The sequence below is a fragment of the Enterococcus sp. DIV1314a genome (genome assembly GCF_051713805.1).
Taxonomy (GTDB): Bacteria; Bacillota; Bacilli; order Lactobacillales; family Enterococcaceae; genus Enterococcus_I; species Enterococcus_I aquimarinus.
In genome coordinates, this window is record NZ_JBIOQP010000001.1 from 2,316,494 (window position 1) to 2,339,596 (window position 23,103).

General features: G+C 39.2%; 18 protein-coding genes and 4 pseudogenes. All 22 read right to left on the reverse strand.

The genetic code is table 11. From position 1 onward, the window contains the following. Positions 1-57: 57 nt before the first annotated feature. The 22 genes and pseudogenes from IGI68_RS11120 to pcrA all read right to left on the reverse strand — a co-directional run bounded on the left by IGI68_RS11120 (position 58) and on the right by pcrA (position 23,076). Positions 58-678 carry a DUF4268 domain-containing protein gene (locus IGI68_RS11120; RefSeq protein WP_438732887.1) on the reverse strand — a complete coding sequence of 207 codons (621 nt, stop codon included), beginning with the start codon at positions 676-678 and terminating at the stop codon, positions 58-60. Further along, complete coding sequence (locus IGI68_RS11125) at positions 602-2,635, reverse strand: DUF262 domain-containing protein (RefSeq protein ID WP_438732889.1); 2,034 nt, start codon at positions 2,633-2,635, stop codon at positions 602-604. The genes IGI68_RS11120 and IGI68_RS11125 overlap by 77 nt, the downstream gene beginning before the upstream one ends. A gap of 14 nt (positions 2,636-2,649) precedes the next feature. Next, the gene (locus IGI68_RS11130) at positions 2,650-3,060 is read right to left on the reverse strand and encodes a DUF6508 domain-containing protein (protein ID WP_129930618.1); all 411 of its coding nucleotides are present in this window, start codon (positions 3,058-3,060) and stop codon (positions 2,650-2,652) included. A gap of 1 nt (position 3,061) precedes the next feature. Continuing rightward, positions 3,062-3,364, reverse strand: a complete 303-nt coding sequence (locus IGI68_RS11135; protein WP_438732892.1) for a hypothetical protein — start codon at positions 3,362-3,364, stop codon at positions 3,062-3,064. A 21-nt stretch (positions 3,365-3,385) separates the two neighbouring features. Continuing rightward, the gene (locus IGI68_RS11140) at positions 3,386-3,730 is read right to left on the reverse strand and encodes a hypothetical protein (RefSeq protein WP_438732894.1); all 345 of its coding nucleotides are present in this window, start codon (positions 3,728-3,730) and stop codon (positions 3,386-3,388) included. 15 nt (positions 3,731-3,745) lie between these two features. After that, on the reverse strand, positions 3,746-3,970 hold the full coding sequence (locus IGI68_RS11145) for a helix-turn-helix domain-containing protein (protein WP_274505812.1): 225 nt from the start codon (positions 3,968-3,970) through the stop codon (positions 3,746-3,748). Between the two features lie 142 nt (positions 3,971-4,112). After that, positions 4,113-4,841: pseudogene (locus IGI68_RS11150) on the reverse strand (recombinase zinc beta ribbon domain-containing protein); the annotation flags it as partial. Between the two features lie 718 nt (positions 4,842-5,559). Next, positions 5,560-6,312: a hypothetical protein gene (locus tag IGI68_RS11155; RefSeq protein ID WP_289230398.1), complete on the reverse strand. Its 753-nt coding sequence runs from the start codon at positions 6,310-6,312 to the stop codon at positions 5,560-5,562. Positions 6,313-6,627: 315 nt separating this feature from the next. Continuing rightward, positions 6,628-7,075: pseudogene (locus IGI68_RS11160) on the reverse strand (CatB-related O-acetyltransferase); the annotation flags it as partial. Positions 7,076-7,108: 33 nt separating this feature from the next. After that, on the reverse strand, positions 7,109-7,642 hold the full coding sequence (locus tag IGI68_RS11165) for a GrpB family protein (RefSeq protein ID WP_438732896.1): 534 nt from the start codon (positions 7,640-7,642) through the stop codon (positions 7,109-7,111). A gap of 124 nt (positions 7,643-7,766) precedes the next feature. Then, positions 7,767-9,230: an ABC-F type ribosomal protection protein Msr(D) gene (msr(D), locus tag IGI68_RS11170; protein ID WP_193809671.1), complete on the reverse strand. Its 1,464-nt coding sequence runs from the start codon at positions 9,228-9,230 to the stop codon at positions 7,767-7,769. Between the two features lie 119 nt (positions 9,231-9,349). Further along, entirely contained in the window at positions 9,350-10,567 is a 1,218-nt protein-coding gene (gene mef(A), locus IGI68_RS11175) for a macrolide efflux MFS transporter Mef(A) (RefSeq protein WP_060470352.1), read from the reverse strand. A 385-nt stretch (positions 10,568-10,952) separates the two neighbouring features. Then, positions 10,953-11,039 (reverse strand): annotated as a pseudogene (locus IGI68_RS11180) (site-specific recombinase); the annotation flags it as partial. Positions 11,040-11,327: 288 nt separating this feature from the next. After that, positions 11,328-11,506 (reverse strand): annotated as a pseudogene (locus IGI68_RS11185) (YdbC family protein). 182 nt (positions 11,507-11,688) lie between these two features. After that, positions 11,689-13,056, reverse strand: a complete 1,368-nt coding sequence (rlmD, locus tag IGI68_RS11190; protein WP_379952675.1) for a 23S rRNA (uracil(1939)-C(5))-methyltransferase RlmD — start codon at positions 13,054-13,056, stop codon at positions 11,689-11,691. Positions 13,057-13,179: 123 nt separating this feature from the next. Then, the gene (locus tag IGI68_RS11195; RefSeq protein WP_071875666.1) at positions 13,180-14,196 is read right to left on the reverse strand and encodes a diacylglycerol kinase; all 1,017 of its coding nucleotides are present in this window, start codon (positions 14,194-14,196) and stop codon (positions 13,180-13,182) included. 10 nt (positions 14,197-14,206) lie between these two features. Next, positions 14,207-15,637, reverse strand: coding sequence for an Asp-tRNA(Asn)/Glu-tRNA(Gln) amidotransferase subunit GatB (gene gatB / locus IGI68_RS11200; protein WP_273230592.1), 1,431 nt, complete (start codon positions 15,635-15,637; stop codon positions 14,207-14,209). Then, positions 15,637-17,106 carry an Asp-tRNA(Asn)/Glu-tRNA(Gln) amidotransferase subunit GatA gene (gatA, locus tag IGI68_RS11205; RefSeq protein WP_071875668.1) on the reverse strand — a complete coding sequence of 490 codons (1,470 nt, stop codon included), beginning with the start codon at positions 17,104-17,106 and terminating at the stop codon, positions 15,637-15,639. The genes gatB and gatA overlap by 1 nt, the downstream gene beginning before the upstream one ends. Further along, positions 17,106-17,411 carry an Asp-tRNA(Asn)/Glu-tRNA(Gln) amidotransferase subunit GatC gene (gene gatC / locus IGI68_RS11210; protein WP_071875669.1) on the reverse strand — a complete coding sequence of 102 codons (306 nt, stop codon included), beginning with the start codon at positions 17,409-17,411 and terminating at the stop codon, positions 17,106-17,108. Before gatC ends, gatA begins: the two co-directional genes overlap by 1 nt. Positions 17,412-17,703: 292 nt before the next feature. Next, positions 17,704-18,801, reverse strand: coding sequence for a CamS family sex pheromone protein (locus IGI68_RS11215; protein WP_438732901.1), 1,098 nt, complete (start codon positions 18,799-18,801; stop codon positions 17,704-17,706). Continuing rightward, positions 18,798-20,816 (reverse strand): NAD-dependent DNA ligase LigA, encoded by a 2,019-nt coding sequence (gene ligA, locus IGI68_RS11220; protein ID WP_438732903.1) that lies wholly within the window; start codon positions 20,814-20,816, stop codon positions 18,798-18,800. The genes IGI68_RS11215 and ligA overlap by 4 nt, the downstream gene beginning before the upstream one ends. Before the next feature lie 16 nt (positions 20,817-20,832). Further along, on the reverse strand, positions 20,833-23,076 hold the full coding sequence (pcrA, locus tag IGI68_RS11225; protein ID WP_438732905.1) for a DNA helicase PcrA: 2,244 nt from the start codon (positions 23,074-23,076) through the stop codon (positions 20,833-20,835). Positions 23,077-23,103 lie beyond the last annotated feature (27 nt).

Below are 23,103 nucleotides of genomic sequence, written 5' to 3' on the forward strand. Positions count from 1 at the left end.
AGATATGTATTAGATTTCATTACATACCTTGTAATTTTCGCGAACTAACTATTCCGCTTAATCCCCATCAATGACTGCATGCAGTTCATCTGCACACGCAGTTATCAATTCCGATTTTAATGCGACACATGTTGTTGCCAAGAAATCAATCAGCTCCGGCCATCTACCTGTATCGTTAAAGTCAACATTCTCTATCTCTACATTTACTGTAGAAGAACGTTTGACACCACGATTCCACCCAATGGCGTAAGGAACTATTTTTTCGATGTTATCTTTTCTTGCAAACATAACATCAAAGATTTTCTTGTTCTTTTCTCTATTCTTAACATCAATCCATATATTTGCACTTAAGGTATGCTTTCTTAATCTCATTGTACAATACAGATTGATGCCACCAATGCCAACGAAGCCATCTAATGTACTTCTCGTTGATGGAGATACATTCGAATATGTACTGTTACCACCGAATGCATCAACAATAACAGGAAGCGCCTTTGTCCAGAACTGCAGCTTCAAATCATCATCCGAAATATCAGATGGAACTACAATTTCTTCAGCACTTGATTCTTCTTCGATCAGCTCTGGCGGAATATCTCTGCCATCATTCACAAAAGAAATATGCAGTAGCTCTTCCATCTGTTCCTGGCTTGCAAACTTGAAATTCCAGCGTTCTTCCATAAAATGAAGAACGCTCATATATTTTGTTTGCATCCCAATCAGACTCTTTGCTGACCTCAATTTCGGAATGAGAACCGTTATAATACCCACGATTTTTCTTTTCTTCAAAGCTATCATTTTGTAATCTGGAATTGATGCTCTGGGAAAGAGGCAGCATATTACCAAGTGTCGCAGAAAGTGTTTTTATTTCTTCTGCAGTAAACTGTCTGAACTGATTTTTCCAATAAGCCTTTGTTGGCGTCTGAGGAAGGATGTGTTCCACTGTAACCTGGTCCTTTACAACCTTCGTTAAGTCAGCCCATTGCAGTTTTTCGATTTTATATTGAGATACGAGTGAATACTCATATTCATATAAGAAGTATTTCAAATCTCTCCAGCTATAGAAGCCATCGTTTGAAATAAAGCGCTTATTCATTTTTGTTACAAACACCTGAATAGCACTTGGCGCATCGGCATCTGCATTTTCATTCAGAAGTGCTGCCACTTCTGTTAGTTTCATTTCGTTGTTATAAACCTTACGCGCATTACGGTAAAATTCACTGCTCTGATAACTGGACTGGTACATAGCCATACGAAAATCAATAAAAATAAATCTTTCCACAGCTTTATAAAAATTGATTCGTTCTTCCGCTGTAGCGCCGACACTAGGAATCAATGACACTGCTACTAGCGGTCTAAAATAGCCAATACCTATACGGTTAAGTCTACCAATCCATACTTTTTCTTCTTTTGAGATTGTATTGCACTCTTCTGGATAATACGTGTAATACCAGTATTCTGCCGTTTCATTAAGGCTATTTACGTAGTCTGCGATTTCCTTTGGTGCAAGGAAACCTGGCGCCATTTCTACTGCTTCATTTTCCTGAACGTCAGATGGATCATCTGTATCCTCATCATCAACTACAACAGGGATTGTGTCATCCTCCACAGGCGTTTCGTTCTCAGCAAAATTCATAAAAATGGATTTATGGGAGAATTTGCGCAGCAGGAACTTAATGTAATCATCGCCTTTTTTACGAGAATATGAGAAGTACATAATCCAATGCGCTCTCAAAAACTCATCATCAGACAGCGGAGTATTTTCATTTCTACCAAGCTGATAATAAACCTCTTTCCAGGCTTTATTTATTTTCTCACGCAGTGCTGCTTCATTAATTTCGTCCAAAATAGAACGGTCATACAATGTAGTAAGGTAAATCAATCTGTTCTTTAGTAACTCCAGATTTGTTAAACGCTTACCTCTATTATTCATTGTTTCGAAGGCAACAAAGACATCGTAGTCGTCTTCAATTTCATGAATGTTGAACATGAATCGAAGTGTAAGTTTTCTATACAGTTCAGCAATACCGTCCATACCACCTTTTTCATAAAAAGCGGTAATTTCTTTATTGAAGAATCGCTTTGCATAAAGCAGGTTCTTTGTATAATAGGTTTCTTTTAACGTTCCACCAAACTTCTCGCCGAATATTTTATGCTTGAGATATTCAGCGCTAGGATTGTCATTCTCATATCCGAAGAGATATGTAATAATAAATCCCTCTGGCGGTCTTTTTCTGCAGATATACTTTGCCTTTATATCTTTCAGATTCTCATATCCAAGATATATATTTTCATCCGGTTTGCTTTCGTTCTCAGGAAGAGAAGCAATAAACTCCACTATTTCATTCAGCAGGATAACAAATGTTGTAAGACGCTGCTGTCCGTCGACAATATGATATGGTCTGAAACCACTATCCAAAAGCCACTTATCATCTGTATCAAGTTTTTTTGCTTCATCCTTGCTCAGAACCTTCATCGATAACAAGCCAGTGTAATGATTTCTATCAGATTGAAGGTTAATCAAATCTTCCCAAAAATCACGCAGCTGTGAATCCTGCCAAGCGTAACCTCTCTGATAATCCGGAATTCTAAATAATTTATTTTGGAATATCTGAGAAAGAGATTGTAACTCATTCATATTCAGATGCCTCCTTACTCTATGTTTTGTAATCTTTCAAGCCACTTCAATATGTAGCCACTTTTAAAGAAATCTAGTAATGCACCATCACAGAAACGCTCAGCTCTTACTGCACCCATAAGAAGCGCAAGCACACACTGTGCATTTAAGCTTGAAACGTCAGCATCTTTCATAGAGTCGGTTCCCCATTCAAGACCATTTTCTTTGAGAATATCCCCATAGCGGGTAAGCTCCATATCTTTATTGCTTTCTTCAAAGGTATAAACATCGTCAATAAAGTTGCTCACCATTTCGGAATACCGCACACAAGGCATCTGTATTGGATGTTCTGGTGTTCCATCGTTTTCTTTATCAATAACCCATTCTCCAAAACTGTCTGTCTGAATCATAGGTATGTATTTTGTCAAAATATCGAATTTACTCATCCTAATCCTCCTCAGTAACATCAATGCCAAATAGTCTCTGGAACTTATCAAAGTTATAAGGGTAAGAGTTATCGCCATCAAATCTTACTGGCTTATGGCCATTACTATATTCAAATTCCAACTCCCACTGTGTTCCATCAATTACCATGTATCCGAAGCGTTTAGTTGTATAATGTCTTCGCCACTCACCGATATGAAGTTCCTTAAGTGCCCCAATGAAAGTATCCTTTATAAAGGGCTCTTTATTATCATCCAACAATACAAGTGGTTCTTCATCTTCCCATAACTTTGTATATGCTTTCATTTCTTCGGATAACTTCACAATTTAGGTGCTATAACCGCCAAAGTAACCACCAATGTTAAAGGTGATCTTGCAGATAGCATTTATGTTCGCATCAAAATCGGCTGCCTTTTCTTCAGACTTTGATAAAGTATAAGTTCCGCCAGCCTCAACATAGGTTTGCTTGGCTTTATCCAAATATTTACGGCTCCAATGAAGGCGGGTATCTTCACTTGGATGCATAACAGTTTTCATTCCATCATACGGTTTTTCCATAGAATTTTTGAGCTGACCTATTTCTTGCTTAAGTCCTCGGATGGCGGTCATTATTTCTTCTTTTGTTTTTCCTTTGAGATACTCTTCATAGTAACTTTCCGGACTAATCATCATATTAGAGTGCCTCCTTTATTCGTTAGATATTTTTATTTCATCTCCATCTGGTAAAATAAATGCCTGCACAAACTTGACACCTATCACATCAGCAATGGCCTTCAACTCATCCAAGGTTACTGTTTCTCGTTGTAATTTTTTATTGAAATTCTGTGGAGTCTGGCCAATACGTCTAGCAAGTTCGGAAACACTTATATTCATTTGCTCACACAGTTCTTTAATCATTTCTGCCGTAGTCATACAGCACCTCCAAGTTTATGCTAAGAATAACATAAACCATTTGGTTGATAAATGCAATAGTCATTAAAATATTTTTATAATCAGCAATTAAAAGAAAACCCACAACTCTACTTCAGAGTCATGGGCTATTTACTTCTGGTTTTCATATTTCCATTTCGATACCTGGTTTGAAGGCTATGACGAAGTGGTCTTCATAGACCTTAACGTTCTGGATTATCTTCCTTACAAGCTTATCATCATATTCTAAGGTGCGGAATTTGTTCTTGCGGATAAATTCAATCAACTCATTGATGCGCTCGTTCTCGCCACTGAGGGAGGCATCTTCTACTAAAAGGGTCTGTCGCTTGTCTCTCAGCTCATCAATCTCATCTGCTAGATGTTCATAATCTTGACCCTTATTAGCCAGCTTGATAAGTTCTTTTTGTTTTTCATCTAGTAAGGTATTAATCTCTGAAATTTGGTATTCTGTGGTTTCTCCAATCACAGCATGAATATTTTCTTCCAGTGTCTTTATCATATTGTTGCCACCAGCAAGTAGCTTATTAATTGCGGTCATTACCGCACCATAGAGTTCATCTTCTTTTACGGTTCGGTTCTTACAAACTTCAGGACCCTGCTCGATTCTAGTCACGCATCGCCAGACAAATTCTTTTCTGCCATGAATATTCCAATAGGTTCTCCTATAAATATCGCCACAATATCCACAGAAGGTGATGGCACTTAAAGCGTACTTGCTACTATAAATTCTTTTGTTCTTGCCTTCTCCTGTGTAGATATTGCTTCTCCGATAAATTTCTTCTTGAGCCTGCAAAAATAACTCTTTAGAAATAATCGCTTCATGGCTATTTTCAACATAATACTGGGGAAAATGAGATTAACTACAGTCTCACTTACTGGCTAGTGACAGTAAGCAGACACACTCAACGTTTAGTACTCAGGCGATTTAGGGATCAAGTCAACAAACACTAAAAACTATTGATTGCATAGGATTTTTAAGCATCTCCTAACAACCCAACATCTAATCTATCACTTCATTTAAGTAGGGTATTTTAGTTTCGCTGTTAAAATCAAGCCTATTTTTATCTGTGGATGTAAATCCTACTAATATCCGATTCTCCACTCCCTTAAGCCATGCAAAGAAATTCTAAACCATATTTGCACCAAAAAGAGATTAACCACTAGCGGATCGAAGAAAAACACCTTGTCTCAGCTACGTCAAAAGATGAAATGTGAGTGACGCTAGATTCGTGCTTCAGCAATTCTAGGATCGAAGCGGTCTCGCAGCCCCTCACACAAGGCGGTTTTCCATAGGATAGCGCGAGATTCAATCACCACTATTTGCCAAAGAGCCCAAAAAACCGCTAGCCAAAAATCGGCTACCGGTTCTAAAAATGATGTTTATCCTTGTCGAGTCTAACAACTCGTCAGGACGAACAATGATTATTTTCTTGTTAACAGACATACTGCTTCCACATGTTTTGAGATGAGGGGATAGCTGTCAAAGGGGAATTTCCATTTTCCTTTTTTACTGAATTCTCTATGAGGGAAGATATCCACTGAGGGTTTTCGTATGCGGGAACATATCAACACTAATAGCCAATAACTTCAGAAGATATAGTCTCAATTAAATCCTTATTAATCAGTTTCATATCTAAAGTATATACTATATTAAGTCTTGGATTATAAATTCCTAGTTTTTTAATATTTTCAAATTCTTTATGAATCGATTTTTTGCCCATAATACTGTAAATTAAAAGTTGCAAGGTATGATCTTTAGTCGGTTTACTTTTTGAAACTTTAAAATCCCACAATGTCTCGGTTGTTAAGAAATCACCATCTCCAGTATTAATCGTGTTTGTGTATCCATCTTCAAATGTAAAACCATCCAAAATTATTGGACCAAATAGTTCTATAAAACTTAAACTTCTTTCCACCATAATTTTAATATTCTCAATTGTTGACTTATCTGGAAGTATTTCTTCTACTGGTCTATAACCCATAACGCCTGCTCTATAACAAACATCATAACCAACTAATTTACATGCACTAATAATTGAATTATCATCTAAACCTTTAATCGTGTTTAAAAGATTATTTGCGTTTGATAGTTGATTTATGATATTTGCACCCATTAAAGATATTCTGAAAGAATCTTCAACTTTTGTTCCATTCATAAATCTTGTTAAATAATCAACAGCAAGACCAATTAGACTAGCATGTATATTTTCTGTATCATTCAAATTATTAAGGGAATCCATCTTAACAATTGTAAACATATTAGGATTGATGTACCCACCTCTAGGTTGCTTAATTTGCTTAATCCTCTGTGTAACTGAAGCCATTTAATTATCCTCCTTTTAATTTTTTTATATTCTGTTTTCACTTATAAGCATTTTATGATTTTATCCCACAAATAACAGTAAGAACATTGATGCCTTATATATCAAGCCTTTTATAACCCTTCCCTACTTCTTCCTTGACATCAAGACTACCGTCTCAACATGTTTTGAGATGAGTGGATAGCTGTCAAAGGACAATTTCCATTTTCCTTTTTTACTGAATTCTCTTTGAGGGAACATATCCACTGCGGGCTTGCGTATGTGGGAAGATATCGAAATTCTCTATTGCTGTTAAAGAAAAAAGATTCTAACAAGGACTACTGTTGAGTTAGCAGTAATAATTGCACCTTCTCCATTTTTAACACCCGGCATTATGATTACATTTTGACCTATCCACACATCATTGCCAATCACTGTGTCACCCTGAAAAGGAAGTTGTTCTATTGCAGGGGTTACTTTTTCCCATCCACCGGTAGAGATATTAAAGGGGATAGGTTGTAATTTCATACATCCTATGAGTTGCTCCATTCATGATAAACCTAACACCCTCTGCAATAGCGCAAAATTTACCGATGATTAGCTTATCTCCAAGAAATTCATAGTGGTGCTCTATATTATTGTAAAATTCCTCAGGAGACTTTTTCATCATCACTATAGTAAGTGTATTCACCAATCTCTACATTGGGTTTTTCGATAGGTTACTTATAGAAAAAACCGTTTTGATATTTTTATTTGGGTATAATTTTTTCTTATCTGATCCTAACATAGGATATAACTCACTCTCATATTTTTATATATTTTATTGTGTTTTATATGATTTATTATTTTGATACCACAGCAAAGCATCCTTTTCTAGTTGCTTTACAAATGCATCCTTACCAGCGCAGTAGCCTTCAATATCCTCCGGGAACCGATTAGCCAGTTTCATCTTTAATTTACCATACTCTAAAGCGATGTCAGGATGTGTACGCAGAAAGTTCCTTACTGCTATGTGCCTAGTAATATTTTTGTGACTGTTTTGCTCAAATATATGAATTTGGTGTGTCCTGTTATCGCCACCTTTACGGAAATATCTCCGCCCTTTAATACCAAACTCACCCATACACTCATACCCACTGGCTACAAATTCTTCGTTATGCTTATCAACCAAACTAATATTTGTCACTACGGGCATTATATCTATGATTGGTTTAGCATGTAACCCCTTAACTGCTGTACTGCCAATATGGTAAATCTCCACCAATATATCCTTCAATATGTTACTTATCTTCTGTGATTCATTTTCATACTCTACTTCCCAAAAGGGGTCGTACGGAACAACTCGTATAAACAATAATAACCCTCCAATCTCTTTCTCAACAAATAACGTTACGACATTATTAGAAAAAGTCTTTATACTCTTTAACAATGGAGTCGCCAGCCAGAATAGACTATATTGACCAGCGACTACCTTAAATTTAATGTTTCAGATTTATTTTCTTATCACTAATTTCATAAACCACATCAGCCACATTATCGAGTAGCCGTTTGTCATGGGTGATAAACACTATAGTTCCAGAATACTCCTTCATTAATATTTCCAAAGCCTCTAAGCTTGGTATGTCAAGGAAGTTGCTGGGTTCATCCATTAGTAGGATGTTATATCTACCCATAAGCATTTTAGCTAACAATAATTTCATAATTTCACCACCGCTTAAAACAGCCAAGCTTTTTCCTATGTCGTTTTGTTTAATTCCCATTGATGCTAACACAGAACGAATTTCTGAAACATTGTAATCACAATCCTCCTGCATAAATTCCAAGACTTTTTGATTACTGTTGTACTTGTAACCATTTTGTGCAAAGTATCCTATTTTGGCCTTAGGTGAAATAGTAATTCCATCTTCATGATTTAAGATCATTTGGATTAAGGTTGTTTTTCCTGTTCCATTACCTCCAGTTATCGCTACTTTTGCTCCTAGCGGAATTTGAAAAGATGCATTTTCAAACAGTGCCTTATCCCCAAATATTTTATTAATTTCCGCACCGACTATAGGGTATGGATTATGGAGCTCCAATGCTTTACTTTGCCTGAAACGAATTCTGCGAATGTCTTCCGGAGCTTCTACTTTTCCTAAGGCCGCAATCCTGTGCTCTAGGGATTTAGCGGCATTATGCATCTTTTTTTCCTTACTTCCTATTGATTTTTGATGAGCTAAACGCCCTCCGCCTTCAGTACTTTTTTTCTTTGAAGCACCTTTTGCCTTCTGTTCTATTTTACGAGCCTGTTTTCGCTTTTCCTCCGCAGCCCTTTCCAATCGGGCACGTTCCGCAATAAATTGTTCGTATTCTGCAGCTTGGCTCTTACGTTCTTCCTCTTTCTGACGAAGATAATCAGAATAGTTTCCCCAATACTCAGTGATTTTGCCATCTTTCAGTTCCCATATTTTATCTACTATTTCATCAAGAAAATAGCGGTCATGGCTAATAACTAACAGTGCACCTGTAAAATATTTTAGCTGTCCTATTAGAAAATCAATTCCTTCACGGTCTAAATGGCTCGTAGGTTCATCCGCTAAAATACCATGAACCTGTGCCGATAAGGCCTGTGCTATTTTAAGCCTTGTTTCTTCACCACCGCTCATGGTCTGTATATTTAATTGCTCAACACCTAGCTTGCCTACAAGTGCAAAATCTTTTTCCTCCTGCAGAGTTACTTCGTCCAACTGGGGAATATAGGCAAGTTCACCCAGACGATTCATTTTACATCCTGGGGGAATTAATTCTCCTAAAAGTACCTTGAGTAAAGTGCTTTTTCCTGCACCATTTGCTCCTACTAAACCAATACGGTCATAATCATATACTTCTAATTCATTTATATCTAAAACATCGCGTCCTTTGAATTCCACACGAATGTCTTTTGCTTTTAATATTAATTCCATAACATTTCCTCCTGTCTATAATCGCATGCTTTCATTTGCTTGTACGCAGGGAAAACCCTGCGATTTTAGCAGGAAGAATTACATGAAAATAAGATACATAAATATCCCTCCAATATTGTTTATTTTAAATCTAATTTTCTAACCTCAGTTATCATTGGGCAAACTATAGCAATGCCAATAATTAAAATACCTGATAGTAAAAACCAATGATTTACACCGATTTTATCAGCAAAGAATCCAGAAAGAATTAACCCAATTGGCATAGCAAGTGACATGATACTTCCGGTCAAAGAAAATACACGTCCTAAATATTCAGGCTTAATTTTCTCCTGAAAAAGAGCTGTTTGCACACCGCTATAAAATGGCACCGAAAGCCCCATTATTGCACAGCAAACTACAAATATTACAAATCCATTTGGAGGAAGTATTCCCGAAACGGCTAAACTGGCCCCCATTATAAAAAATGAACTAGTTATTAGTAATACACGCTTTTCGAAGCTCCCTAATCTTCCTAACAATAAGCCTCCTGCTAGCATTCCAAATGCAAAGGAAATTTCCGTAATAGAAATATGCACAGGTGTTCCATTAAAGTATTCCATGCTTATTAAAGGAAATAGTGCATTAATTGGCATATAAACAAAAGTATATAGTGTTCCTAAGAGTAATAAGGCAAACAATCCTTTGTTTTGTCTCAGAACGACAATTCCTTCTTTCATTTCTCTTATGAAATTTGGTTCCAAACTTTGCACTTGATTACCCAGCTTAGGTATACGTACAATTGCTACCGTAATAGATGCAATCACAGCACCCAATACGTCGATGGCAATAATAGCATTTAAATCCCAAACGGAGTATAAGAGTGCTGCAACTGCCGGACTAACAATATAGCTTATAGACTGCAAAGACTGACTATAGCCTGCGCATTTCGTTAGCTGTTCTTCTGGTACTAAAAGTGGTGTAACCGCATTGAGCGCTGGGGTATGAAAAGCTGTTCCAATGCTACGGATAAACAATACTATCATAACCATCCAGACAGGTAGCTCCATATAGAATGCAACAATAGCAAGCACTGCACCAGCTGCTGCGATAATTAAATCGGCACCAATCATTATCTTCTTCCTATCATGACGATCCACTAGCACACCAATGGCAGGCCCCAAAATCGCATAGGGTAAAAAACCTACTAATGAAGCCATAGACAAGACCATCGCAGATCCTGTTTTTTCTGTAAGGTAAAAAATAATCGCCATTTGCAGGATGGCACTAGTGATTAATGATACTGCTTGCCCTGCCCATATTGCATAAAATTTTCGTTTCCAATTGTTGTATTTTTCCATTTATATTATCTCCTGCATATTATTTTGCTTGAATTTCTATTTTGAATAGCATTCTAGGCAATAAAAAATGCAGGCCAAACCCCACAATGTGGCTTTTGGTCTGCATACATACAATTTGGAAACATTCATATTAAAGACATAGTTAAATAAAGGTATAGTTAAATAACCAATATCCTCACCGTAACTAATGAATGCTCAATATCGTATAAATAAGCACAACAAAAAAGCCTATCATCGGGGATAGATTCTGCTTTTTTTATTGCCAGCTTATCTTAAACGCATTGAGGCTGTCATAGTTTCGGTTCCTCCTACATCTTTGTTTATACCAATTTATAGAATAACACAACAAGATGATATGTTCAATATAAAAATTATGGAATGAGTCTCATACTTCCAATTCGATGCCAGATTTAAAGGATATGACGAAGTGTTCTTCATAGACTGTAACGCTCTGGATTATCTTCCTTACAAGCTTATCATCGTACTCTAAGGTACGGAATTTGTTCTTGCGGATAAATTCAATCAGCTCATTGATTCGCTCGTTCTCGCCACTGAGGGAGGCATCTTCTACTAAAAGGAGCTGTCGCTTATTTCGCAGTTCATCAATCTCATCTGCTATGCTTAATCATTAGACTCAGAGCATCTACAGTCTAGCTTGTAAGGGTTCTCTTCTATATAAAATGATAGGTCCTTGTATATTTCATAATAAAATAGAGCTTTTACGACATCCCTAAAAGAGTTTTTTCCCATTCCTCCAACTCTAAAGTTCCATTTCATTCAGTATCTCCCTAAGCTTTTTAAGTTCTTCTACGCTTAAGGTTACACCTTTGCCCATCTTCTCATGTTCAGGTCCCAATCTCTGATGTCATATTTAGGTTCCCTGTCATGCCAGCTGATTAAATTCAGCTCCTTTGACCAACCTTTGCGGTACCAAAACATCTCATAGTTTTGCTAAACGGTTGAACCCTTAAAGCAAAACTGCATTACCATGGGTGAGCTCAATTCAGAATCTAAACCATATTCCCTTAAAGCACACCCAAAATCTATAACTTTACCCGCCATCAAAAATAAAGAAACCCCTGAAAACACCGTAAATACGCCATTTCCAAGGGCAACTACATTTATTTTCTTGTTAACAGACATACTGCTTCCACATGGTGCGTTTGTGGGAATAGGTCAACGGGTTGGACAACTTTCGCTTTGTAGCCTTTTTCGTTGAATAACACGAGGTCACGGGCCATTGTTGCTGGGTTACATGAGATGTAGATGACTTTCTTAGGTTTCATCTCGCATGTTGCTTCAATGAAGGATGCTTCCAAGCCTTTACGTGGCGGATCGACGAAGACAACATCAGCGGCGATTTCGGCTTTTTCCCATTGTTTCATTGTTTTTTCGGCTTTTCCTACTAAATAAGTAGCATTTTCGATGCCGTTGATTTCGGCATTTTTGTTCGCATCGGCTACGGCTTCTTCGACAACTTCCATCCCGTAAACGTGACGGACGTCTTTTGCAATGCTTAAGCCAATCGTACCGATTCCTGCATAGGCATCGATTACAACATCCGTTGGTTTTAATTCGGCTAATTCAAAGGCTTTTTTGTATAGTTCTTCGGCTTGAACAGTGTTAACTTGGTAGAAAGATTTTGAAGAAATGCGGTACGTATTGCCTAATAATTGATCTTCAATGTAGTCTTGTCCAAATAAGACTTTTTCTTTTTCACCTAAAATGACATTGGTTTTTTCTTCATTAATGTTTTGCATCACAGAAACGACTTCTGGGATTTCTTCTTTAATGATTGCGGCAATTTCTTGTCCTTTAAAGAATTTAGCGCGACGAGTCACAAGGACCACCATCATTTGATGCGTATAATGACCGCGACGAATGATAATGTGGCGCAAGAAACCTTCATTGAATTCTTCATTGTAGGCGGTGATATTAAAACGTTCTAAAATGCCACGGACTTTAATAATTGCTTCGTCGATGGCTGGGTCTTGAATATAAAAGTCTTCAATCGGTAGAATTTCATGGCTATTTTTACGATAAAAACCGGTAACCAATGTTCCTTGAAGTTTGCGAACAGGAATTTGGGCTTTGTTGCGGTAGGCAATTGGATTTTCCATGCCAACAGTTGGACGAACTTCGACATTTGGCATTTTGGCAATTTTTGCCATGACTTTTTCGACTTGTTCTTGTTTAAAGGCTAATTGTTTATCATACGCTAAGTGACTAAGTGGAGCGATACCCGTGCGAAGTAAATCTTCATTCGCAACGGCTTGACGATCAGGGCTCGTTTCAAGCATTTCAATAACACGAGCGTAGCCAAAACGGTTACCGACTTTGATGACTTTGATTTTTACTCGTTCACCTGGCAAGGCATTTTCAATGAACAACGGATAGTTCTCAACTTTAGCCACGCCTAATCCTTCGTGGGACAAGTCGATAATTTCGACCTCTAGTTCTTGGTTTTTCTTTAAATTAATGGGATTCATTTTTTTCTCCTTATTCGCTTTTCGCGCGTTACTACTTCTATTTTAGAAAACTTTTCGTTAAATGGCAACAAGAAAGGAAATACGAGAGAAAACAAAAGTATCTCTTTCATATTTCCTTTCTTGTTATTCTTCTATAGGTGACTCAAATTCAGATTCTTGGAGTCGTTCCACTTCTTCAAGAAACTCTTTACTGACTTCTTCATAAGCGTTACCGATAACCGCTTGATTCGGAATGGCATCAAGATCGCCATAAAACTCAATATGATTATGGAAATTTTCGAACGTCATCGGAGCATCGCCACCATACTCACCATCTAAATTGATCATGAGTCGTTTGTTTGGATCCGGTAAGTTCACTTCTAATTTGGATGTCTTCGTATAAATAATTCGTCGATCGTTGACATGTTTGCCGCCATTAATGAGCAATCCAACCAAATGCAAGATTTCAAAAACATTGGCGGTTTTGACAATAATTAAGGAAAACTTACCATCGTCTAACTTGGCGTCGGGAACAATTTGCTCAAAGCCGCCGACTGAATTGGTTAATCCTAAGAAAAACATGGACGCATTTCCGTCATAGACCCCGTCATCATATTTCAGATGCATCGGAATCGGTTTAATCCGCGGCAACAGTTCCGCACCTTTTGCTAAATACGCAAGATAACCAAAAATACTTTTTAGTTCAGTCGGTACTTCATAGGTCAGTTCCGTTAAATGGCCACCCGCAGCGATATTAATAAAGTAAGAATCGGCTGCTTTTCCGATGTCCATTTTAATGGTTTGATTTTTCAAAACGACTTTGGCTGCCTCGCGGACATTATCACGGGGGATTTTTAAGGCGCGAGCGTAGTCATTGGTCGTGCCTCCCGGGATAATCGCCATTTTCGGTCGTTTCTCTAAAGGAGCGATGCCGTTGACCACCTCGTTAATCGTCCCATCGCCACCGGCTGCGACGACTAAGTCATAGCCGGCTTCTGCGACGCGTCGTGCTTCGTTTTTCGCCGAATTTTCTTCTGGGGTGGTGGCAAAGGCACTGGCTTCAAAACCTGCTTGTTCTAACACATCAAGAATATCCGCCAAATTTTTCTTCATCAATTCTTTGCCTGCTACCGGATTATAAATGACACGCGCTTTTTTCATGTTACACCTCTTAGCGTTTTGCTAATTCTTCTTGTAATAATTTATTGACCACTCCTGGGTTTGCTTGCCCTTTCGTCGCTTTCATAATTTGACCAACTAAGAACCCAACAGCACGGTCTTTTCCATTTTTGAAATCATCAATCGATTGTTGATTTTGATTTAAAATGTCATTAATGATTGGTAGTAATTGACTTGGATCAGAAAGTTGAATGAGTCCTTTTTCTTTCACAACAGTCTTCGCATCGCCACCGTTCATAATTAACTCACGGAAGACTTTTTTCGCGATTTTTGAACTGATGGTGCCATCTTCAATTAAACTAATCATGCCTGATAAATTTTCAGGTGTCAATTTTGTTTCATGTAATTCTAATTTTTCACTGTTTAAATAAGCAGAAACTTCACCCATTAACCAGTTCGACGCTTGTTTGACGTCACTGCCCGCTTTGATAGTTGCTTCGAAGAAATCAGACATCTCACGTGTTAACGTTAAGACCATTGCGTCATATTCAGGCAGTCCTAATTCTTCAATGTAACGAGTGCGACGGGCTTGTGGCATTTCTGGTAAGCTTTGACGGACCGTTTCGATCCATTCGTCACTAATATCAAAACGCGGAATATCTGGTTCTGGGAAGAAACGATAATCGGCAGAGCCTTCTTTGACACGCATTAAGCTCGTGCTATTGGTTGCTTCTTCAAAACGGCGCGTTTCTTGTTGAATTTGGCCACCTGATAATAAAATCTTCGCTTGGCGTTTTTCTTCAAAAATTAAACCGCGACGCACAAAGTTTAAAGAGTTTAAGTTTTTAATCTCGGCTTTTGTCCCAAATTCTTCTTGGCCATAAGGACGTAAGGAAATGTTCGCATCACAGCGCATCGATCCTTCTTCCATTTTGACATCCGAAACACCGGTAAATTGGATAATCGCGCGTAAAGTTTCTAAGAAAGCATACGCTTCTTCTGGTGAACGCATATCGGCTTCTGAGACGATTTCAATTAATGGCGTGCCTTGACGGTTCAGGTCAACATGCGAATAGCCATCTTTGCCGTGTAAGTTTTTCCCAGCATCTTCTTCTAAGTGGACGCGTTCAATCCGGATGATTTTCTTTTTCCCGTTGACTTCGATTTCAACCCAACCATTTTTACCAATTGGTTTTTCATCTTGTGAAATTTGGTATGCTTTTGGATTATCTGGGTAAAAGTAGTTTTTACGATCAAAGTACATGTCTTTGGTGATCTCACAATTTAAAGCTAACGCTGCTTTCATCCCATATTCGACCGCTTGTTTATTCACAACCGGTAACACTCCTGGGTGACCCCAATCGATTACGTGGGTGTTGCTATTTGGTTCTGCGCCGAAATGTGCCGGAGCTGGTGAGAAAATTTTCGAATTTGTTTTTAATTCCACGTGGACTTCTAGCCCAATGACTGTTTCGAAGTTCATTATTTACCTCCTCCTAAAATCACTGGTTTTTTCGTATGAAAATCAGTCGCTTGCTCAAAGGCATAAGCCGCTTGATACATCGTTTGTTCATCAAAATGTTTTCCGATAATTTGTAAGCCAATCGGTAAGCCTTCTGAAAAACCAGCAGGAATCGACATTCCTGGTAAGCCTGCTAAGTTGACTGGAATCGTTAATAAATCACTTAAGTACATCGCGAGTGGATCATTAATGTTTTCGCCAATTCCGTAAGCGACGTTAGGTGCTGACGGACCAATAATTAAATCAAAATCTTGGAAGACTTGATCGAAATCTTGTTTAATCAACGTCCGAACTTGACCGGCTTTTTTAAAGTACGCATCGTAAAATCCTGAACTTAATGAGAAGCTACCAAGCATGATGCGACGTTTTACTTCTGTTCCAAAGCCTTCGCTTCGTGATTTGATATAAACATCTTCGAGTGTTTGCACATCTTCTGAACGATAGCCAAAACGAATGCCATCAAATCGTTGTAAATTCGTACTTGCTTCAGATGAAGCAATAATATAGTAAACGGCTACGCCATATTTTGAATGTGGCAAGCTAACTTCTTCAACCGTTGCCCCTAGTTGACGGAATGTTTCCGCTGCTTTTAAGATCGCTTCTTTAATTTCAGGTTGAATCCCTTCGCCTAAGTACTCTTTAGGTAACGCAATGCGCATGCCTTTCATTTCGCCGGTTAATTTCGCCGTGAAATCTGGTACGGAACGTCCCGCAGAAGTTCCGTCTTTTTCGTCATAACCACTGATTGCATTTAACGCAAATGCGTTATCTTGTACGCTACGTGTTAACGGTCCAATTTGATCTAAAGAAGATGAAAAGGCAATTAATCCATAACGTGACACACGGCCGTATGTCGGTTTCATGCCGACGATACCATTAAAGGCTGCCGGTTGACGAATCGAACCACCCGTATCCGTTCCAAGTGAAAGCGGAATTTGACCTGCGGCAACAGCTGCGGCCGAACCACCTGAAGAACCACCTGGTACTTTCGTTTGATCCCATGCATTTTTCGTTAATTTGAAATAAGATGTTTCAGAACTTCCACCCATCGCAAATTCATCCATGTTTAGTTTCCCAACAGGAATCATGTCTGCTTGATAGACTTTGTCCATAACCGTTGCATCATAGATTGGTGTAAAATTATACAACATTTTTGAAGCAGCGGTTGTCAATAAATCTTTGGTGACAATATTATCTTTAATCCCAATTGGGATACCTGCTAAAACATTGCTTTCAGAAATGCCTTTTAGGTCAAGTGCTTTTGCTAAATCGAGCGCTTTTGCTTCATTTAACGTAATAAACGCATCGACAGTTGGTTCTGTTTCTTTAATGCGGTCAAATGTTGCCCGCGTTAAATCAGTTGCTGTGATTTCTTTTGAGACAAGTAAATCATGCAACTCCACTAAACTTTTATCATACAATTTTGTCATTAGGCTCCGGCCTCCCCATCATCCATAATTGCCGGTACTTTAATGAAACCATCTTCTGATTCAGGGACGTTTTTCATTAATTCATCTCGATCCCAGCCTGGTGCGACTACATCTTCACGCATGACGTTGATTAAATCCGTCACGTTTGAGGTGAATGCCACATCTGTTGTATCTACTTCAGCTAACGTTTCTACCATATCAATGATTTTTCCTAATTGGACCGTAAAATCTTGTAACTCGTCTTCGTTAAAAGACAATTTTGATAGGTTAGCGACATGTTTTACTTCTTCTGCACTAATTGCCAATATTATCCCCCTCTTATCATTCCATGCACATTTGCATTTTCTTTTCGCTATATTGTATCATTTTATCCTTCATCTTGAAATGATTATCCGTATTTTTTCATTTACTTTACAGAACTTTTCAAGATTACGTCTTTTTCGTCGAGAACCTCGCCTTTTAAAAACGCCTTTTCATCCATCGATATCACATGTCTATACGCGGGAAAAACAATACTGGTGAGTGCTTTGATCAATCACACCAGTATTGTTTGACTCCTAATTGGGCGTCTTTCACCGCTTAACGGATTCAAAGATACTATTCAAAGATGTGGGAAGTCACTTGTTCACTGCCTGCTGGGCGCGTAATCACTGCTTGCGGTACATGAACGGCACTGACTTCGACACTCACATTACCTGGAATTTCTGCAAACATGACTTCGACTTGTTTCCCAATAAATTGCGTAAAACTCGCTATTTCTGATTGACCAAAATATTTCGAATCAATTTTAATCGTGAGATCGACGACTTCTTCCTCTACAAAATAAACAAAACCTGTCACACCGACTAAATCTGGAAACGCCTTTTGCACCGCTTTTTTAAACGTTAAGAAGCTTTGATTAATGCCTTTATCCGTCGCAAGATTTTGCACGCTATCGAATACTGGAAGCAAGAGCACACTTTCTGTGACTTCTTCGTACTCATCGATTGATTGTCCGCCGGCTTCACTGATTGCCGTATAAATAAATTGTCCGCCCGTCAATTGGCTAGCAGGTGCTTGTTCAAAGATATTGACTTGAATCGGAATGTTTTCATACCCTGCGATTTTACGCATTCTGGTTAGCACAGCACTGACGGAGCGATGGACTTGTTTCATCATTGCTTCACGCGAAATGTCGATTGTCGTGCCGTCTTGCGTAAACGAACGATTAAACGCAAATCCTAAACTCACGCCACCAAGTGTGTTGCCATCGGCTTTTATGAAGTCATACGCTAAAAGTTGTTGGAAGACTAACGGCGTATTCGAATCAGCGGCGTTTAACCCTAACGGATTGTCTTCGGACTCTCGACCTAACCAAGCTTTTACCGTTGCTTCATCAAGTGCCTGTCCTTCTTTAAAATAATAATCTTCCGCTGAAAAAGCTTGATGGGATAATCGTAATAAGCCTCGCTCAAAGTTTTTTTGATTGTAGCCATTTTGTAAGCCGCTCGCTGTTAAGCCACGGATGGGACTCGTTTGATACGTTCCATCTTGCAAGACACTTTGGTAGACGGAATAATCAATTCGCCCAGTGGTCATCGTTTGATTCGCGAGTTGTTCCTCGCGAACAGGTTTGATTTCTTTTTCAATATTACCGCAACCTGCCAACAAGCAAACACCCATCGCGAACAGACACTTCTGGAGATTTATCCTCATCCTTGCCCCTCCGTTTCTAAAGCCGCGACCATTTCGCCTTCTGTCCAAACCGTAATTCCTAAGGTAGTGGCTTTTGTTAGTTTGCTGCCGGCTTCTTCGCCTGCAATGACGAAATCCGTTTTTTTCGAGACACTTCCGACAATCGTGCCACCCAAGTTTTCGATCTTCGCTTTGGCTTCTTCACGTGTGAAATGACTTAATTTCCCGGTCAGGACGATACGTTTGTCTTTAAAGACGGAATCGATCGTTGCGAGATCATTCGCTGTTTTCCCAAGGTAACGTAAATTAACGCCGGCTGCTTGAAATTCTGCAATTAATTCTCGAACTTCATCATGATCAAAGTAATTCACGACACTATCCGCAATGACTTGACCAATGGAATAAAGATTGGCAATATCTTCTTTTGATGCTTGGCTTAACGTAACGATATCACCAAAATGTTCCAGTAAAATTTTCGCAGCTTTGGCGCCGACATGGCGAATACCTAGTCCAAATAACAAGCGTTCGGCTGAGTTTTCTTTGCTCTTTTGGATGGCCTCTAAAAAGTTATTCGCTGATTTCTCTTTTACTTTGTCTAATTGTAAGAAATCACTTTCCGTTAAGGTGTATAGATCGGCGACGTCGTGCACTAGATTTTTTTCAAATAACTGTTCTAAGATTCTCGGACCCAATCCGTCGATATTCATTGCATTGCGTGAAACAAAATGGTTTAACCCTTCTTTCATTTGCGCAGGACACTTCGGATTCACGCAACGTAGCGCAACTTCTTCCGCTAAATGCACGAGCTCACTTTGACAAACGGGGCAACGAGTCGGAATGTCATAGACTTGACTATCCGCGGGACGTTTGTCAGTGATGACGTACGCGACTTCTGGAATAATATCACCGGCTTTATAAATGACGACTTGATCGTTCAGACGAATGTCTTTGGCTTCGATGTAATCGCGGTTATGCAAACTAGCGCGACTAACGGTTGTTCCAGCGACTTTCACCGGTGTCATCACAGCGGTTGGGGTAACCACTCCAGTGCGCCCAATTGTCCACTCAATCGCTTCAATTGTCGTCTCGACTTCTTCTGGAGGAAACTTATACGCAATCGCCCAACGCGGAGCACGGACGGTAAATCCTAAGTTGTCTTGTGCGTTAAATTCATTGACTTTAATCACGACGCCATCAATATCATAGGGCAATTCACTCCGAGTGAGTTGATATTCATTGATATAAGCCCAAACTTCTTCAATTGTTTCGCAAACACGCGATTCTGGATTGATTTTAAATCCGAGCGTACCAAGTTCTTTCAAGGCTTCTTCTTGATTGGTGACGTGCAACATCCCTGCGTCGGCAACCGTATAAATAAAACTACTTAACTGACGTTGAGCTGTCACTTTGGAATCAAGTTGGCGTAAACTTCCAGCCGCCGCATTCCGCGGATTCGCAAAGACTTCCAGTCCGGCTTCTTCGCGACCTTGGTTTAGTTGGACGAAAGACGCTTTTGGCATATAACACTCGCCGCGCACTTCCATCGAGTAAGGTTGCGTGAGTTCCAAGGGAATCGAACGGACCGTTTTGATATTTTCGGTAATATTCTCACCAATTGTGCCATCGCCACGTGTGGCACCCCGAACGAACTTGCCGTTTTCATAGCGTAGCGAAATCGACAAGCCATCAATTTTCAGCTCACACGTGTAACGAGGCGCGTAGCCTAGTACTCTCGTGACCCGGCGATCAAAAGCGACGAGATCCGCTTCACTAAAGGCATCGTTTAAACTATAAAGCGGGATTTCATGCGTGACTTTTTCAAACCCAGCTGACACAATCCCACCCACTCGCTGAGTTGGCGAATCTTCCTGAATTAAACGAGGATGCTTGGCTTCTAAATCCACTAATTCTTGGTACAGTTTATCGTAGACAAAATCTTCGACAGTTGGTCGGTCTTGAACGTAATACTCGTGGGCGTATTGGTTTAATTGTCTGACTAACTCAATGATTCGAAGTTGTTCTTCTTGTAGCGTCATCAAAAGCGCTCCTTTACTAATTTATTTTTTCAATCGGTGCAAAAGCGGCTAACAAGCGCTTGACACCTTGTTGGGGAAAGGCAATAAACAGTTCACTATCTTTGCCTTCGTTTATCATTTTTACTACCGTTCCTTGTCCCCATGTCTTATGCTGAACTTTATCGCCTATCGTCCAGTCGACGCCTTCAGCTCCCGAGGCTTGTTTCTTCGTGGATGCGGGGCGTGTAGGCGATTGATGATAGACCGGTTTTAAAACTTGCGGTTGTTGCCCATATGATCTTGTTGTAGCTGGACGAGAGGTTTGTGCTGATAACAAAGCATCATCGATTTCACTAATAAAACGCGACGGTTGGTTGTATTGACTACGACCATAAAGAACGCGCGAGTATGCATTCGTGATATACAGTTTTTCTTCGGCGCGGGTGATTCCTACATAGGCGAGGCGACGTTCTTCTTCCAGATCTTTTTCTTCCATTAATGAACGTGACAACGGAAAGACATTTTCTTCCATCCCAATTAAAAATACGACTGGAAATTCTAGTCCTTTGGCAGCGTGTAACGTCATCAACGTGACTTGTGCACTTTCTTCTTCATACGAATCGATATCAGAAAGTAAAGCTAAGTCATTTAGGAAAATAATTAACCGGTCTTCCGCTGTTGCGGTCGCGTCGTTCATTTCAAGTTCATAGCGTTTATCAAACTCTTGTGTGACGGTCAGAAACTCTTCTAAGTTCTCGAGTCTTCCTTGGGACTCGAGTGTATTTTGAATTTTGAGTTCCTCTAAATAACCACTTTTTTCTAAGACTTGTTCTGTGAGTTCTGTCACCGATAAGTAAGGAATCATCTGAGTGAAATCCATCATCATCGTTCCAAATGCTTGTAACTGTTGGCCGGCTTTACCCGAAATATTCGCCAGATTCGCTTCTCTGGCTGCTTCAAGCAAGGTCCAGTCGTGCATTTCCGCAAACTGACGTAATTTGGTCAGTGAGGTTGGACCGACGCCTCGTCTTGGTGTATTAATAATACGTTCCAAGCTAATCGAATCGCTCGGGTTGGCGATGGCATTCAAATATGCTAAGAGGTCTTTAATTTCTTTACGGTCATAGAACTTGTGCCCGCCGACCATTGTATAAGGAATATTGGCTTTTAATAACACATCTTCAATCGCTCGTGATTGCGCATTGGTGCGATATAAAACAGCAAAATCACTAAATTTGCGATTCTCTTCTTGGACTTCTTTGCCAATTTGACTGACAATAAATTGGCCTTCTTCGCGTTCGCTTTGTCCACGATAATAGGTAATTTCTTTTCCTTGGGCATTTTGGGTCCAAAGATTTTTTTCTCTTCTTTGACGATTATTGCCAATGACTTGGTTGGCTGCTGTTAAGATCGTTTTCGTCGAGCGATAATTTTGCTCTAATAAAATCACTTGCGCATCCGGGTAGTCTTTTTCAAAATCTAAAATATTTTGCATGTCTGCGCCACGCCAGCCATAAATACTTTGGTCGGCATCTCCCACGACGCATAAATGACGAAAACGAGCGGCTAATAAATTAACCAAAGTATACTGTGCATGGTTGGTATCTTGGTATTCGTCAACATGAATATACTGAAACTTATGTTGGTAATAAGCCAAGACTTCGGGAACTTCTTGGAATAGACGAATCGTATTCATAATTAAATCATCAAAGTCCATGCATTCGTTGCGCTGTAATTCCTTTTGATAGCGATGGTAGCACTTTGCGACGATTTGTTGATAGTAATCCCCTTGTAAGGCTTCATATTTTTTTGGGGTTAACATCTCATTTTTCGCATTGGAAATCGTGGATAAGAAACTACGAGCGTCATATTTTTTCGGATCTAGATTCGCTTCTTTTAAAATTCGTTTCATCAGCGTCAATTGATCAGAAGAATCTAAAATCGTGAAATTTTTTGAATAGCCAATTTGGTCAATTTCTCTTCGCAAAATGCGGACACACATCGAGTGAAATGTCGAAACCCAAACGTCTTCTCCTTTTGTTCCTAATAAGTCAGTAACCCGGGATTTCATTTCTTTTGCGGCTTTATTCGTAAAGGTGATGGCCAAAATATTCCAGGGGTTCACCATTTTTTCTTCAATTAAATAAGCAATTCGATGGGTTAATACCCGTGTTTTTCCACTTCCGGCTCCGGCCATTAGTAATAAGGGACCGTTAATCGTTTGAACGGCTTCTTTTTGTCTTTCATTCATTCCATCGAGTAACAATTTCTTGGATGACATTCATATCAACATCCTTTCTCCTGATAT